Origin of the sequence: Nitrospira defluvii (assembly GCF_905220995.1) — a bacterium.
Taxonomy (GTDB): Bacteria; Nitrospirota; Nitrospiria; order Nitrospirales; family Nitrospiraceae; genus Nitrospira_A; species Nitrospira_A defluvii_C.
The window spans coordinates 18,152-33,293 of the sequence record NZ_CAJNBJ010000016.1; the positions used below are offsets into that span (position 1 = coordinate 18,152).

Sequence of the window (15,142 nt, forward strand, 5' to 3'; positions counted from 1 at the left end):
TGCTTACCGCTTAATCACGACATCCCGAACAACCTTTCCGCTTGGGCCAAACGGTTTTTGCGGCTTGCCGTTCAACTCGGCACGAACGCCACCAGCATTCCCAAGGGTGACAGTGAACTGATCCTGCGCCTTCCACTGCGCCTTTTGACCTGGACGCAACAGCGCTTCCTGTGGGCTGCCTGAATCCACTTGGACCACCACCCAGCTCAGCTCCGTCGCGTCAAGATCAAGAACCAACGGACCATCGGATCCTACAGGACCATCGACCGACAACCCGGCCAGAGGTCCGTCTGCCCCCATGGAAGCGGATGGCTGAGCCGGAACTGGTTCTACCTGTACTGGGGCTCGCGCCACGGGAGCAGGTGCAACCGTCGACGGTACCACTTTGTCCTGTGTAGCTTTTGCTACGGGGGGAGCCGGCGCCGGTTCCATCGGCTTTGCAGCCGGCACAATCGGGGGAGGAAGTTCCATGGCCGGGCGGGCAGCGGATTCGCGCGCATCCTTGGAAAACGGCGCACTTTTCTTGCTCGGTGGCGGCACATCCGACCCGGTTCTCCGCATCAACGTGGACGATTGCTCACGGCTCAACAAAAACACCAGCGTGGCGATCGCCACGGTGATGGCAATCCCCACCGCTTTGCGATTCGCCTTGCGACGGCGTTCCTCCTCAACCTGACGTTGTCGCAACCGTTCGCGCTCACCCTGCTTGTCATAAAAGGCCCCGGCAGACTGCACAAATCGGTGAATGGCATCTTCTTCGTCCAAGCCCAGCGATCGCGCGTAAGACCGGACGAAGCCGCGGGCGAACACCTGATCGGGCAACTTGGCGAAATTTCCCTCTTCGAGCGCTTTGACGAAATCCGTGCGGATGCGGGTCTTCGAGGCGACTTCGTCAACCGTCAGACCTTTCGTCTCGCGTACCTGCCGAAAAAATTCACCCACTGATTCCATGATGTCCGCCTATGGTTTGAGCTTACCGAGGAGTTCCTGCGCGGCCGCCGCCTGTTCGCCGCCCTTGTCCAATGTCGAGACCTTCGAGAGGGCTTCACGGGCCCGCACATCAAACCCCAACTTGTGATACACACGCGCCAATTCCAATTGCAGCATGGCGGGAGGGACATTAGGCGGCGTCACCGTCGCCGCGTCTTCCAACACTTCCATGGCCCCCTGTAGATCGCCCTCATGCATCAACGCCTTCCCGAGATGAAACCTCGCCAGATCCGGCGTGGGGTAGAGCGGGTTGCTCAGCGCCTGGCGGTAGGCGGCAATGGCATCCTTCCAGCGATCCTGGCTGGCCAGGACCTGACCGAGATAGGTGTTCGCTTCCGAGTAATCTCCATCGATCCGAATGGCCTCGCGGAACGATTCTTCGGCCGGTTTGAGCCGCCCTTGTGCCGCGTAGATATGCCCCAGGCCGTAGTGGGCTTCTTTGTTGTCGGGGTTCAGCTTCACAGCCTTCTGAAAGGATACGTAGGCCTGCTGTTGATCCGAACTCAGCCGAGCCACGCCTTCCTGGTAGAACCCCTTCGACTTGCGCACGTTCTCTTCGTTGGCGCACCCACTCGTCGCCACACTCGCCAGGAAGAGAAGGATCCAGCACAGTCCCCGTGAACCACAGGCACCGTACACCAGGAATCCTCGCTCCCGATCAGTCGCTCTCATGCTCCGATATCCTCAAAATGAGTAAGGCGCTTGAACTCTTTAAACCGCGCCTCAATCTCTTTGTAATCTAGGATCCTCAATCGGTCAAGGCTAAAGGCTTCTACGGTAAATGAGGCCATGACGCTTCCGAAAATGATCGCCTGCCGCATGGCTTCGGAGGAACGATTTCCCGTGGCCGCCAGATACCCTAGAAATCCACCCGCGAACGTATCGCCGGCCCCGGTCGGATCCCGAACGTCATCCAATGGAAACGCCGGCGCACCGAACACCTGCTTGTCGTTGAACATTAGCACCCCGTATTCGCCGCGCTTGACGATCAGATGTTTCGGTCCGCGCGCGAGAATTTTCTTGGCGACCTTCACGAGATTGGAATCTTCACCCAAGGCCCGGGCCTCGCCGTCGTTGATGATCAGCACGTCGATATGCTGCAGCACATTCCACAGCGCGTCACGCTTGCCGTTGATCCAGAAGTTCATCGTGTCACAGGCCACGAGCGCCGGACGCTTCACCTGTTGCAACACATCCAGCTGGAGATTCGGGTCGATGTTTCCCAGAAAGAGCACATCCGGCGAACTGTACTGAGCAGGAATTTTCGGTCGGAAGGTCTCGAACACATTTAGCCGAGTATCAAGCGTCTGGGCTTCATTGAGCTGGTGCGAATAGGCCCCCTTCCAGCGGAAGGTCGCGCCAGGTCGCCGTTCCAATCCCATCAAATCGATCTTGCGGCTCTTGAGAAAGGCGACATGCTGTTCGGGAAAATCTTCTCCCACGACGGCAATGAGGTCGACCGACGTGAAATAACTCGCCGCGGTCGAAAAGTAGGTCGCCGAACCACCGAGCACCTCAGTCACCTCACCGAACGGGGTTTTCACCGTATCCAATGCCACTGATCCCACTACGAGCAATTTTCCCATGCTTCACCGTTTTCCTTTCCGCGTCCGCACATAGGGAGCAATCAAGAGATTCAATCGTCGTTTGGCCGAAGCCGACATGTGATCCGGAGCCGTCACAATGGCATTCCCCAGCGCCTGATGACAGACACAGGCACGATCGGGAGCCAACTTGGGCACCACGGTCTTCAACACCTGCTTGGCCAGCGCAACGTTCTTGTGGAGAGTCGCGAGAATCGCCTCCACGGTCACCGCTTCTTCCGTCTCATGCCAGCAGTCATAGTCTGTCGCCAGCGCCACGGTGGCATAACAGAGTTCGGCCTCCCGAGCGAGTTTGGCTTCCGGCATGTTGGTCATCCCGATGACGTCCACCCCCCACTGGCGATACAACCGGGATTCCGCCTTGGTCGAGAATTGAGGCCCCTCCATACACACATAGGTGCCTCCGCGATGCAGGCGCGCCCCGGCCGCTCGTCCCGCCGCCTCCAACGCATCGGCCACCGATGCGCACACCGGTTCGCCGAATCCGACGTGCGCCACAATGCCCTCATCGAAAAAGGTCGAGATCCGGCGCTTGGTGAGATCAATGAATTGATCCGGCAGGACGACGTCCCCTGGCCGAATAGCCTCTTTCATACTCCCGACCGCGCTGACCGAAATCACCTGCTTCACGCCCAGGGATTTCAGCGCATAGATGTTGGCGCGGTAATTGATGCTTCCGGGATTGATCCGGTGTCCTCTGCCGTGCCGCGAGAGAAATGCGACTCGCGCACCACCCAACACTCCGAGGATAATGGCATCTGAGGGCGCCCCAAACGGGGTACGCACGCGCACCTCGCGGACTCGCTCCAGCCCGTCGATGTTGTACAATCCACTTCCGCCGATGATGCCGATGGCGGCCTGCACGGTCTTCTTCGATGTCGTCATGAGGTCGATCCCGTTTCCATAGTGAGCGACGCCGGCATCTCCACCGAACGTCGATATGATAAGTCCCGCAAGAACGACTGAACCGTCTCTAATAAACGGCCGGCCACGTCCTCCGGACTGTCCTGCTCGCTGAGCGACCGCCACTGCAGCCCCGGCTCTTTCCGAAACCAGGTGAGCTGGCGTTTCGCAAAATGCCTGGTATCTCGTTGAAGCAAGCGGAGCGCCTCAGCCCGGTCATACTCGCCGGACAAATACCCCGCGACCTGCTGATACCCCAATCCCTTCATCGCGCCCAGCTCCCGTTGATAGCCTTGGGCGAGCAGGTTCGCAGTTTCCTCCACGACTCCGCGCTCGAACATCACCTCGACCCTCGCGTCAATGCGGCGATACAGCTGCGGGCGATCGCGATGTAACCCGATCATCAAGACGGAGAACGGCTGCTCCGCAAACCCATGTCGCTGCTGCATCTCGGATAAGCGCCGTCCGGAGAGATGGTACACCTCAAGCGCTCGCACAAGTTTCACCTCATCATGAGGATGCAGGCGGGCAGCCGATTCCGGATCAACTCGCGTCAATTCCTCATGGAGGAAATACCGCCCGCGCGCCTCGGCCTCCCGAAGCAGCGCGGCACGAAACGCCTGATCCGCACGCGGGGCGTCACACAATCCGTGAATCAAGGTTCGCACGTAGAGCCCCGTGCCGCCGACAATCAGCGGCACCCGCCGTTCGCCGTACAGACGCTCGATCTCCTGCAAGGCGAGCGTGCGATACTGACCGGCATTAAACGGCTCGTCGGGATCGACCAGATCGATGAGGCGATGCGGCACGCCCTGCCGCTGTTCCATCGCGGGCTTATCGGTGGCAATATCCATCCCGCGATAGACTTGGCGCGAATCAGCCGTCAGCAGCTCCGTGTCCAAGCCGCGGGCCAGCCGAAGCCCGATCTCACTTTTCCCCACCGCGGTCGGCCCGACCAGCACCACCAACGGCCGCAATGCCATGATTGATTCCGTCAGCCGGACCATACGCGTACGCCCCTCTTCTATGCACGATCGAACAAGCGTGCCAATTCGTCGCTCGACAGACGGAACGCCACGCGACGGCCGTGCGGACAGGTCATGATCAGTCCCTCCGCAACCCAGTCCTGCAGCAACTGCTTGATTTCGGGCAGCGCCATGGTCCGTCCCGCTCGGACCGCCCCGTGACAAGCCAGCGATGCCAGAATCGGCTTGACCTTGAGTTCAAGGGAGGAAATGGAATCCCACTGCTCCAAGTCCTCGATCAAATCTTGGACAAGCGCAGCGACATCGGGATGGCCCAACATGACCGGCAGACCACGGATGAGAAACGAGGTGGGACCAAACGGCTCAATGAGCAGGCCAAGCCGCTCCAATTCCGGGAGATGCCGCTGCAGAATTAGGGCTTGCTGCACCGGCAGTTCCAGCGGTTCCGGCAGCAACAGTGGCTGAGACGGCAGCGCACGCCCGTGCCAGGCTCGCAGCAGGCGTTCAAACAACACCCGCTCGTGGGCCGTATGTTGATCGACCACCTGAAGCTCATCCCCCACTTGTGCAATCAGGAAGGTCTTGTTCATTTGACCGAGCGGCACAATTTCCCGAATCTCATCCACGGCATAGGCCGCAGCTCCTTCCCCCACGAAAGACGTTTGGCTGGGAGGGGAAACCTGTAGTGCCGCCGTGGCCTGCGGCTGGTGGCCCGGCTCAAACGAGTCACCCTCTGGCAGCACAGCCTGACTCGTCAACCCGGAAGGGGTCCTGGCCGCATCATCACTCAATCGAGCATGGGCGGATCCCGCCAAGGACACCTGAACCTGCGCCCGTCCCAGAGTCTGACGAACCGCGGAGCGTACCATCTGGTGAATGTGTTCCGTATCGGCAAACCGGACTTCGCGTTTGGTCGGATGCACATTCACGTCGACCCGCTGCGGCTCGACATCCAAGAACAGGACAAACAGCGGCGCATGACCCTTGGCAAGAAACGAACTGTATCCATCGATGATGGCATGTTGGATCGTGCTGTTCTTGATCGGCCGGCGGTTGACGAATAGCTCTTGCGGCGTCCTGCCGGCACGAGCCCGGACCGGATCGACGATGAAGCCCCTGAGAGACAGGCCGTCACGTTCGACATCAACGGCCAGGGCTCGATCCCCGAAAGCCGCGCGATACACCTGCAGCACGCGATCACGAGCCGACGACACCCCGGGAAGCACAAACACTTCGTATCCATTATGGACGAGGCGGAGATGGACCTGCGGCCAGGCGAGCCCCGCCTGCTGGACCACATGGCTGATATGGGAAAACTCGGTCGTGGTGGATTTGAGAAATTTCCGGCGCGCCGGCGTATTGAAGAACAGGTCCGACACCTCGATCGACGTGCCGGGAATCGCAGGACTATCCTCCACCCGCGCGATCGTACCCCCGGCAAGCCAGAGCTGTGTCCCAACCGGCTCGTTCCTGGCTACCGTTCGCAGGCGGACGTTGGAGACGGCTGCAATGCTCGGCAACGCTTCCCCGCGGAACCCCATCGTGCGAATAGCGCTAAGTTGTGCGTCCGACTGCAATTTACTGGTGGCATGTCGCTCGAAGGCCAGGGACGCGTCACGTCGAGACATTCCTTCCCCGTCGTCGCTGACTCGAATCAGCCCAAGGCCCCCGTCTTTGATTTCGACGGTAATCGTGGAACTGCCGGCATCCAGGCTGTTTTCGAGGAGTTCCTTCACCACGGCAGCCGGGCGTTCGACGACCTCACCCGCCGCAATACGGCCGATGACATCGCCAGGTAAGACCTGAATCTTCCCCGCACTACTCGCTATATCCATGGGAAGACAGGCCCCCTGAAGGTTGATAGGAGGATGGCTCAGTGGAGAGGAGAGCGGACCGCAGGCACAAGGTCATCGAATTTCGGCCATCTTGGTCTTCGCAAGCTTGGCTTCGTCGGACGTCGAATATTCTTCGATCACCCGCTTGAGATACTTCCTAGACTTGGCAGTATCGCCGGTTTCAGCGGCCGACAGGCCGAGCTTGAAGAGAGCCGCGGGCACCTTCTCGTTTCCCGCATACTCATTCACCACGTGCTCAAAGGACTGCATCGCCCGAATGTAATCCTTCTGGCCGTAATACGACTCCCCCAACCAGTAATGGGCATTGGGCGTGAGGGACGTGGAGGGAAAATCTCTGATGAAATGCTGAAAGCCGCTCACCGCGAGATCAAACTTTCCGTTGAGATAGTCGTTGTAGGCCAGATTGAACGCCGAGGTCGGGGTGATCGAGGGGACACCGGGCACAATGGCTGGAGCATCGACGGGGCCCGATGGCTTTGACGCACGGGCCTGACGACTGGCTTCGGAAAGTGCGAGATCAGAGCGGATAGAGGCCGCTTGCGCGATTTGCGTCTCTTCGATTTTTGCCAGACGCCCCTCGAGCTTTTGAAGCCGGGCCAGGGCCTCGTCGAGCCGTAGTTTCCCGCCCTCCGGCTCACGCACACGCTCCAGCGATTCCAGCCGTCGTTGCATCGCCTCGAACCGCTTTTGTTCCTGATCCTGGGTCCTGGCAATAAGGGACACCTGCTCACGAATCTCCAAGAAATCTGCATGTTTGGCACAACCCGCGACCACCAGCCCGCAGGCCAGTCCGGCCCCCATTTGGAGCGCCCGTATCAATCGGAGCTTCATCGTCAATGCGACTCCTTTAGTTGATTCAATTTGTCCATGGCCTTATTCGCTTCCGGGGACCTCGGGTATAGGTCGATGACTTGTTTGAGCGCCGACGCCGCTTTTTTTCGATCCTTCAACGCCAAATAGGCATAACCTTTTTTCAACAGGGCTGCCGGAACCTTTTCACTGGCGGGATGATTCAGTTGCACCTGATCGTAGGCATCGATGGCGCGCGAATAGTCCTTTTTGCCATAGTAGGACTCGCCCAGCCAGAACCGGGCATTTGGCGCGAGATCCGAGTGGGGATGCTGGACAAGAAACTCGGCAAACCCCTGTCGGGCCCCGTCCAGATCACCATCTTTGAAACGAGTCAACGTTCGCTCATAGGACTCCCGATCCGCCATCAACGCCGCACTTCGATTCTCTGCACGCGGGGTGACGGCAGCGGCCGATGAAGGAGCCACGTCCTGTGCCGGTGCGGGGGCCGGGGATGGTGATGGAACCGGCACCGAGGCCGCTTGAGGAAGGGGCGCGGCCTCAGCGACGACCGGAGGCTGTTCGGCCCGCTGCGCAGCGTTCGTACGCAATGCCACCAAATGTTGTTCAACCTGCTTGAGAAACGCGTGCTGGTTTTCGAGATTCTTGTCGATTGTCTGAATCTGCGCCTGCACATGTGTCAACTCACGGGTGGTCTCCTCGAGACGCCGCTCGTGGTCATCTTCTCGGGACACAAACTTGCCACCCGCATTCTCCAAGGCCTTCGCCACGGACGCCACGCTCCGATTCACCTCATTGAAGTGCTCGGCCGTCACCCGGTTGTCTGCCTCGATTTTTCCAGCCAGGGCATCGGTTCGTTTACCCAAGGCCGCCGTATCCTGCTCGAGCGACGCGGCAAGATGCTTCACCGCCTGATCCTGCTGCACGACGCGTTCGCCCAATCCATTCAACACCTGCTTGAACTCGATGAGCGCCTGATTGAACTTCGTCACCTGATCCGCCAGTACCTTGTTCTGCGCATCGAGCTGCGAGATGTTCTGCGAGCGAGTCTCCAACCCATGCAGCAGTTTCTGCTGGTCATCCAACCGTGAATCCACCTTCTGCGCCAGCACGGTCGTGGTCTTCTGCATCGCATCGAGCACATTCTTCTGGATGGCATCGATGTGACTCGTCACTTGATCAAGGCGGGATGTGACCGCCGCGAGTTCGACGCGGGTGCGATCGCGCTCGCCTTTGATCAACGCATCTTGATCGACGAGCTGCTTTTCCACCCAACCGAGTCGTTTGCTTTCCTCGAGCGAACGCTTCTCGCTGTCGCCGATACGTCGCTCGAACTTCGACTCCTGGGAAGCCAGTTTGGACAACAGATCATCCTGCCGCGACTCCAGCACCTGCGAACGGTGCATGGCCTTATCGAGGTCGCCGCGCAAGGATGGAATGTCCTGCTCGCGCAACGAGATGATTTCCTGGTTTTGACGGGCCCTGGTCTGAGCCTGTTCTTCGGTTTGTTGCTTGATGCGACGCTGGAGTTCCCGTTCGGTCTGTTTGAGATCAGCCTGCTGCGCGACACATCCCGACAACAGGGCAAACCCCGTTGCGGCCAATGCCAGCAGGCCGAGTCGTGACGGCATGGCCGACCGGCCGGTGGTCACGAGGCTCGCAATTGAGGCGTTCTTTGCCATCTCACTCCGTTGAGGCCATCCACTGTCCATGACAGGTCTCCCTTGACCGGCGTCTGTTCCGGAGAATCATGTCACATCATCCATGATTGGAACAGTTATTTCGACCGGACCACCACATGTCCGCGACGATTCTGCTGATAGCAGCTTTCGCTACGCTCGTTGCAGAACGGCCGCTCTTTACCGTACGACACCACCGACAACCGGTTGGCGCCGACACCGAGTTCCACCAGATAATTCCGGACGGCTTTGGCGCGCTTTTCACCTAACACCAAGTTGTACGCCAGCGTGCCGCGTTCGTCACAATGGCCTTCAATCTTGACCAACGCTCCGGCATTCGCCTTGATCCACTGAGCATCCTGTGTCAGCGACTGCCGCCCTTCCTCCGTGATCGTCCAACTGTCATAGCCGAAAAACACATCGCGCAATCCCGCTTCCGCCGACGCCGCCTGCTCCTTGGCCTGCTCGCGACGAATTTCTTCGATCTGGCGCGCCGTGCTCTCCGAGGGCTCGACCTTGGCCAACATGGTGCCGCCTCCACCGAGCCGCTCTTCGGACGGGGCCTTCCCGCCGGAAACGGAATCGAATCCGCGCAAGCCACCGGTCTCGGGATCTTCCGGTTTGCTTGAAAGGGACAGGTCAGGGAAGGTGGCGCTGGGAGCATCCAACCCCGACGGCGGCGGGAGCTGGGCCTGAGACTGAGCCGGGGCCCCCGACTTGGCCATCCCGCGCTCTGATGACTGTGCATCCCCGCCGGACTGAATGGACTTCTTGGAACACCCTGTCTGCATGCCCAACAGCATCCCGACAACCATTGTCAGGCCCATTGTCGCTACCCGTATCCTCATATCGTGACTCCTCATCGCTGGTGAATGGTTAATATGCTGATAAACCCTGTCAATGACGTGATGACTATCTCTAGAGAGCCGGAGACCAGGACGGTGAGCTATTGTGCGTCCCGCCGAACGTAATGCGTTCCAGATTTTTTCCGTCGGTGTCGACCATATAGATATGGCTCTTCCCATCGACGGTCGAACTGAAGGTCAGATGCCGGCCATCGGGCGACCAGGATGGGGAATCATCGATACCCGGCCCCGTCGTCACTTGCACTCGCTTCTGCCCGTCAGGAGAGACGATACAGACCTTATAGAGCCGTTGAGCCGTTCGACAGACGTAGGCAATCCAGTTACCGCGCGGCGACCAAGCCGGGGCGGCGTTGTAATCTCCTTCATATGTCAACCGGCGCACGTTGGACCCGTCGGCACTCATGATAAAGATCTGTGGCGCCCCGCCGCGATCGGAGGTAAACGCGATTTCCCGACCGGTCGGTGACCACGAAGGGGAAAGATCGCCCCCCTGATTCACGGTGAGCCGCTGCGAGGCTTTGGTTCGCGTATCAAGCTTGTAAATCTCGGAATTGCCGTCCTGACTGCTGGCAAACGCCAGGAAATTCCCGTCCGGTGACAAGGTCGGGGTAATATTCAATCCCGGCATGGATACCAGCGTCCAGCGTTTACCGGTCGCGAGTTCCAGAATATCGATGTCTTGAGTGTTTCGGCTCCGATACGCAGTGAACACGATGAAGCGGCGATCCGGCGACCAGCGAGGCATGAGGTTCAGAAAGCCATCCGCCGTGATCTGTTTCGGCTCATACCCATCGTAGTCCATCACAAACAATTCGCGCGCGTTGCCGTGCTCCGCCACATACACGATCTTGGTTCTGGCGATCCCCGGCTCTCCGGTATAACGAAACACCAACTCATCGGCAAATCGATGCGCCATCAAACGGACTACCGAGGTGGACCCGACATAGCGCTTTCCGCCGACCACCTCATCGCTGCCGCTATCGTACACAAACCCATCCATCAACAATTCACTGTCCTTGGCGCCGTTCTTCTGCCCGGACTTCCCCCAAACCAGAACGGACACGCCGTTCTCTGCCGCTTGTTTGAAAATCGCCTTGTCGGTCGTGGAGACCTCACGCGCCTTCACGCCAATCCCGGGCAAGTCCACGAGCGAAAACACCAACGACCGTTGCAGGTCGGCCTTCAATACCTCCTCGATGCGACCGCCAAGCCATTCCGGACCGCCGCCGTTTTGAAATCCGAACACCCCGATGGGAATCTTTTGGAAGTCCGGCCTGGTCGCTTCAAGGAAGACATCGGTCGCGCGGGAATCCAGAATCCCGAGGACTCCGGCTCCGACCACGACGCAGAGGACAATCATAAGCCCGATGATCACACGATTCATCCTGCAGCCTCGCCTACGGCAAAAGTAAAGTGGGCATCAAAATAAGAGTCCGTCAGATCCGGCGGGAAGGGCGGCAACGGAATCGCACTTTGGACAGCTCGCTGTGCGGCCATATCATAATAGTCATTGCCCGACGACTGCTCAATCACGACCGACCCGACCCGACCATCCCGCTCCAAGCGGAACCGCACCGTCACCGTCAACGCCTTGCCAGAGATATCGACCGGCGGCGCGGTCCAGAACCCGCTGATCCTCGCCTGCACTCTGGCGAGATATGGATTCGATCCGGATACGCCCGGCACCCGCAACATCGGCGTGGGCTTCGTGCGAGGAATGCTGGCCATCACCGGCGGCGCCGTCACGGTCGGTTGAGGCTCGCGAAACATCGGCTTCACCTCCCGCATCGGCTCGGTGGCCTTGACCGGCGGCGGAGCCTGAAGTTTCTTCAGATCCTGCAGCTCGCGATCGAGGTCGCTGGTCATTTCTTCGGACAGCGAGGTACGTTTCGTCGGTGTGACCGGCGGTTTTGGCGGTTCCTGCGGAGTCGACACTTGCGGAGCCGCTAAATCAGGCACGTTCAATTTTTTTAACATGGCATCGACGTCGGACCGCTCCGGTGCTCCAAGCTTTGGCTGCGCGGACTTCTTGACTTCGGCCGGCTTCATAGGCGCGATGTCACCATACTTGGGAGCATTTAACGGCAACTCCACGTCCTTCATGACGTCCCGAAGTACATCGGCTCGATTCGTTACCGGGGCCGAAGAGGGCGACTTAGCCGCATGTGGAATCGGCTGCGGCGCCGCCAGGACCGGAGCTTCCAACTTGGGAACAGGAACCGGGGGCGGTGCAGGTGCCGGGGGGGCCGGCTTGGCGACCGGAGCCGCCTGAACCGGGGACGGCACGGGCGCCGGAGGAGTCTGCGTCGGAGTGTGCACCGGCTTGGGAGGCACGGGCATCGGCGCCGACTGCACCGGCTTGGGCGCAGGCTTCGGCAGCGCCTTCTCTACTTTCTCCACCTTGGGCTCGGGCTTTGCCTCCACAGGGGGCAACGTCACCAGAGAGACTTCGACAGCCGAGAGCGGACGTTCTGTTTTCTTAAAGAACTTCGCCCCCATGATCACGGACAGGAGGCAGAGGTGCAGCAGCAACGAGACCACCAGCGTCTTACGAAGACGGTCACCTCCGGCCTCACCCATATCTCCGATTAGGGACAGCGCGGTATGTCTTGGCAGGGCTTGGAACGTCATGACTTGCGATACGACCGTCTGGCGCGCAGGTCCGGCACCACTACTTCTTGCGTGACTGCGCGGGAGTCGCGACCGACTCGTTTACGTGCTCGGCCCCCGTGGGCTCGGTCACCATGCCGAGTTTTTCAATCCCGGCTTTTTTCACACTATCCATCACCTGCACGACAATCCCGTACGGCACATCCCGGTCGGCGCGTAGATAGAGCGACACATCCGGACTTTGATCCTTCAACGCCCGGAGTTTACGCTCCAACTGCACCACGCTCACCGCATCCTTATCCAAATACAAACGCTGATCCCGCTCAATGGACAAAACGGCTCTGGCTTCCGGCTTAATCGTATTGCTGGCGGACTTGGGAAGATTGATGTCCATCCCGCGATACAACATGGGGGCGGTCACCATGAAGATGACGAGCAGCACCAACACCACGTCGACCAGCGGGATCACGTTGATCTCTGCCATGAACCGACGGTGACGGGTCTCCGAGGTCATTACTGAACCCCGACCGTCGTCTGCTTCAAGCGAGTCTGCAACGAACGCATGGCCTCAACTGTGAATGACTCAATCCGGAACACCGTCTTGCGAATGCGCGTCAGAAAATAATTATAGAAAATGACCGCGGGAATGGCGGTGAACAACCCGGCCGCCGTCGCGACCAAGGCTTCCGAGACGCCCGGCGCCACAGCCGCGATACTGGCCGTGCCCTGCATGCCGATCTCGCGGAAGGAGTCGATGATGCCCAACACGGTTCCCAGCAAACCGATAAAAGGCGTGATGTTCCCTGTGGTGGCCAAGACCGGCAGATACGATTCCAGATGCGACACCTGATTTTGCACCAGGTACGACACCGTCTTATCCATATACTGATGATCGATGACAGGAGCCGACTCTTTCGATACGCCGGGTCCGTGAGAGGCAGTCACCACACCATCGCCGGACACCGTCAAAACGCGATCCATGATGCCTTGAAACACGCGCGCACTGGGGCTGCCCTCCGCGCGCTTCGATTGGCGATACAGTTCATCAAGGTCCCGAATCTTCGAGAACGCACTGAAAAACCGCTGATCTTCCCGATCAGCGGCCTTGAAACTGCGCCACTTGTAGAGGATCACCCCCCAGGAAAGAATCGAGGCGATAAAGAGAAGCAGGAGCACGATTTTCGACACCGCTCCCAGCGAACCTACCAACCCCATCACGCCTGATTGGAACATGAGCCTAGACCTTTCCCTTCACATGGCGTCGCATGAAAACGGTAGCATGGATTGTACCAAAAGCTGGGGGAATGGCGGGGCCGACGGGATTTGAACCCGCGACTTCCAGATTGACAATCTGGCGTCCTAACCAGGCTGAACGACGGCCCCACACAACCCAAGATGGCGGAAGAAAAGAATTCAGATCTTCAGAATCAAGCTGTCTAAATACGGTAGCGCGTACTCTTGTACATCACTACTAATGGATAAGGCAATGCCTTGCCACGAATTCCCTGTATTTCTTTTGGTAGGCGGAACAGGGATCGAACCTGTGACCTCTGCCTTGTAAGGGCAGCGCTCTCCCAATTGAGCTATCCGCCCGATTTTTCTTGCTCTCGGCAGATTTTTTGGATGCTATCAACTCCACCAAGCAGTGTCAACCAAGAATCATGCATTGTTCTTGCAGGATTTTCCAACCACTCCTTCCTCGGATTCATCCGTGCGGGTGATCGGCTCTCGCGCACTGCCTGGAGCAACGGTACGAGCAGCCCTGTTGCGTGGGAAACACGCACTGTGGACTTTTTTCAACTGTGCCGCATCGACATGCGTATAAATTTGCGTCGTCGCAATGTCGGCGTGCCCCAACATCGCCTGCACCGATCGCAAGTCGGCGCCCCGCTGCAAGAGATGTGTCGCAAACGAATGTCGAAGCATGTGCGGTGACGGCATCCGCGCGAGGCCGGCTCGCTGCGCACGGGTGCGGAGCAGTTTCCAGAACCCCTGCCGCGTGAGCGGTGTGCCACGGCGAGTCACAAAAACAACGCGAGAAGATCGCTGCTTCAACAACACCGGCCGCACATGCAGCAGATAGGCCTGCAGTTCCGCTACTGCCAGCCGACCGATCGGCACCACGCGCTGTTTATCTCCCTTGCCCGTAATTCCAAGATACCCCACCTCCAGGTTGCACTGATCGAGCTTCAACGCAATAAGTTCTGACACGCGCAGGCCGGCGGCATACAACACCTCCACCATCGCGCGATCGCGCTGATCCTCCGGCGACCGGCCAGCCGGCATCGACAGAAGACGGTCCACCTCTTCCACGCTCAACGTCTTCGGCAACCGGCGTGCCCGTGACGTGCTGCGGAGACTCACCGTCGGGTTGACCGAGACCATCCCCTCCTGCTTGAGAAACCGGAACAGGCTGCGAATGGCCGCGAGCGCGCGGGCGCGGGAAGACGACGCAAGGCCGGATCGATGCAAATGATCGAGAAATCCTGAGAGGAACGGCGGAGACACCGTTCGCGCATCAGATAGTTCCTGATCGCGGAGGTAGCGCTGAAAAGTCGCGATATCCCGCTGGTAAGCCAGAACGGTGTTGCGGGATAAGCCGCAGGCGATCCGCAGATGGTTCCAGTATCGTTCGATCACTGAATCCAGCGGGAGTGAATCCGGCCCCGGCAGAGCCTTGTCTGCGGCATCACCGCTCATCGAACAGGCCCTCGTTGGCGATGACGGAACACGTGTTGACTCGACTATAACTAAGGCTCCCGACGAACACAACGCAACGTCATCAAGTTACCTTGACACCCCCGCACCTGTTTCCTATAGTAGCCTCCATTGCGGCGA

General features: G+C 59.2%; 14 protein-coding genes and 2 tRNA genes. All 16 read right to left on the reverse strand.

Features of this window, described 5'->3' with window-relative positions; all coding sequences use genetic code 11:
• Positions 1-3: 3 nt before the first annotated feature.
• Positions 4-951 (reverse strand): helix-turn-helix domain-containing protein, encoded by a 948-nt coding sequence (locus tag KJA79_RS11745; RefSeq protein ID WP_213042240.1) that lies wholly within the window; start codon positions 949-951, stop codon positions 4-6.
• 9 nt (positions 952-960) lie between these two features.
• Complete coding sequence (locus KJA79_RS11750) at positions 961-1,662, reverse strand: tetratricopeptide repeat protein (RefSeq protein WP_213042241.1); 702 nt, start codon at positions 1,660-1,662, stop codon at positions 961-963.
• Entirely contained in the window at positions 1,659-2,576 is a 918-nt protein-coding gene (locus KJA79_RS11755) for a PfkB family carbohydrate kinase (RefSeq protein ID WP_213042242.1), read from the reverse strand. Before KJA79_RS11755 ends, KJA79_RS11750 begins: the two co-directional genes overlap by 4 nt.
• A gap of 3 nt (positions 2,577-2,579) precedes the next feature.
• On the reverse strand, positions 2,580-3,458 hold the full coding sequence (gene mtnP, locus KJA79_RS11760) for an S-methyl-5'-thioadenosine phosphorylase (RefSeq protein ID WP_343224255.1): 879 nt from the start codon (positions 3,456-3,458) through the stop codon (positions 2,580-2,582).
• 17 nt (positions 3,459-3,475) lie between these two features.
• Positions 3,476-4,480, reverse strand: a complete 1,005-nt coding sequence (miaA, locus tag KJA79_RS11765; protein WP_246507609.1) for a tRNA (adenosine(37)-N6)-dimethylallyltransferase MiaA — start codon at positions 4,478-4,480, stop codon at positions 3,476-3,478.
• 41 nt (positions 4,481-4,521) lie between these two features.
• Positions 4,522-6,318, reverse strand: a complete 1,797-nt coding sequence (gene mutL / locus KJA79_RS11770) for a DNA mismatch repair endonuclease MutL (protein WP_213042245.1) — start codon at positions 6,316-6,318, stop codon at positions 4,522-4,524.
• A gap of 72 nt (positions 6,319-6,390) precedes the next feature.
• Entirely contained in the window at positions 6,391-7,170 is a 780-nt protein-coding gene (ybgF, locus tag KJA79_RS11775) for a tol-pal system protein YbgF (protein WP_213042246.1), read from the reverse strand.
• A 2-nt stretch (positions 7,171-7,172) separates the two neighbouring features.
• Positions 7,173-8,861, reverse strand: coding sequence for a tol-pal system protein YbgF (ybgF, locus tag KJA79_RS11780; RefSeq protein WP_213042247.1), 1,689 nt, complete (start codon positions 8,859-8,861; stop codon positions 7,173-7,175).
• Positions 8,862-8,926: 65 nt separating this feature from the next.
• Positions 8,927-9,676, reverse strand: coding sequence for a peptidoglycan-associated lipoprotein Pal (gene pal, locus KJA79_RS11785; RefSeq protein ID WP_213042248.1), 750 nt, complete (start codon positions 9,674-9,676; stop codon positions 8,927-8,929).
• Positions 9,677-9,746: 70 nt separating this feature from the next.
• Positions 9,747-11,078, reverse strand: coding sequence for a Tol-Pal system beta propeller repeat protein TolB (tolB, locus tag KJA79_RS11790; RefSeq protein ID WP_213042249.1), 1,332 nt, complete (start codon positions 11,076-11,078; stop codon positions 9,747-9,749).
• Positions 11,075-12,274, reverse strand: coding sequence for a TonB family protein (locus tag KJA79_RS11795; protein WP_213042250.1), 1,200 nt, complete (start codon positions 12,272-12,274; stop codon positions 11,075-11,077). The genes tolB and KJA79_RS11795 overlap by 4 nt, the downstream gene beginning before the upstream one ends.
• A 91-nt stretch (positions 12,275-12,365) precedes the next feature.
• The gene (locus KJA79_RS11800; RefSeq protein WP_246507611.1) at positions 12,366-12,788 is read right to left on the reverse strand and encodes a biopolymer transporter ExbD; all 423 of its coding nucleotides are present in this window, start codon (positions 12,786-12,788) and stop codon (positions 12,366-12,368) included.
• A gap of 29 nt (positions 12,789-12,817) precedes the next feature.
• Positions 12,818-13,537: a MotA/TolQ/ExbB proton channel family protein gene (locus KJA79_RS22995; RefSeq protein WP_281412683.1), complete on the reverse strand. Its 720-nt coding sequence runs from the start codon at positions 13,535-13,537 to the stop codon at positions 12,818-12,820.
• Between the two features lie 72 nt (positions 13,538-13,609).
• A tRNA-Asp gene (locus tag KJA79_RS11810) sits at positions 13,610-13,687 on the reverse strand.
• Between the two features lie 134 nt (positions 13,688-13,821).
• Positions 13,822-13,897, reverse strand: a tRNA-Val gene (locus KJA79_RS11815).
• 66 nt (positions 13,898-13,963) lie between these two features.
• Positions 13,964-15,004: a site-specific tyrosine recombinase XerD gene (xerD, locus tag KJA79_RS11820; RefSeq protein ID WP_213042252.1), complete on the reverse strand. Its 1,041-nt coding sequence runs from the start codon at positions 15,002-15,004 to the stop codon at positions 13,964-13,966.
• Between the last annotated feature and the right edge of the window lie 138 nt (positions 15,005-15,142).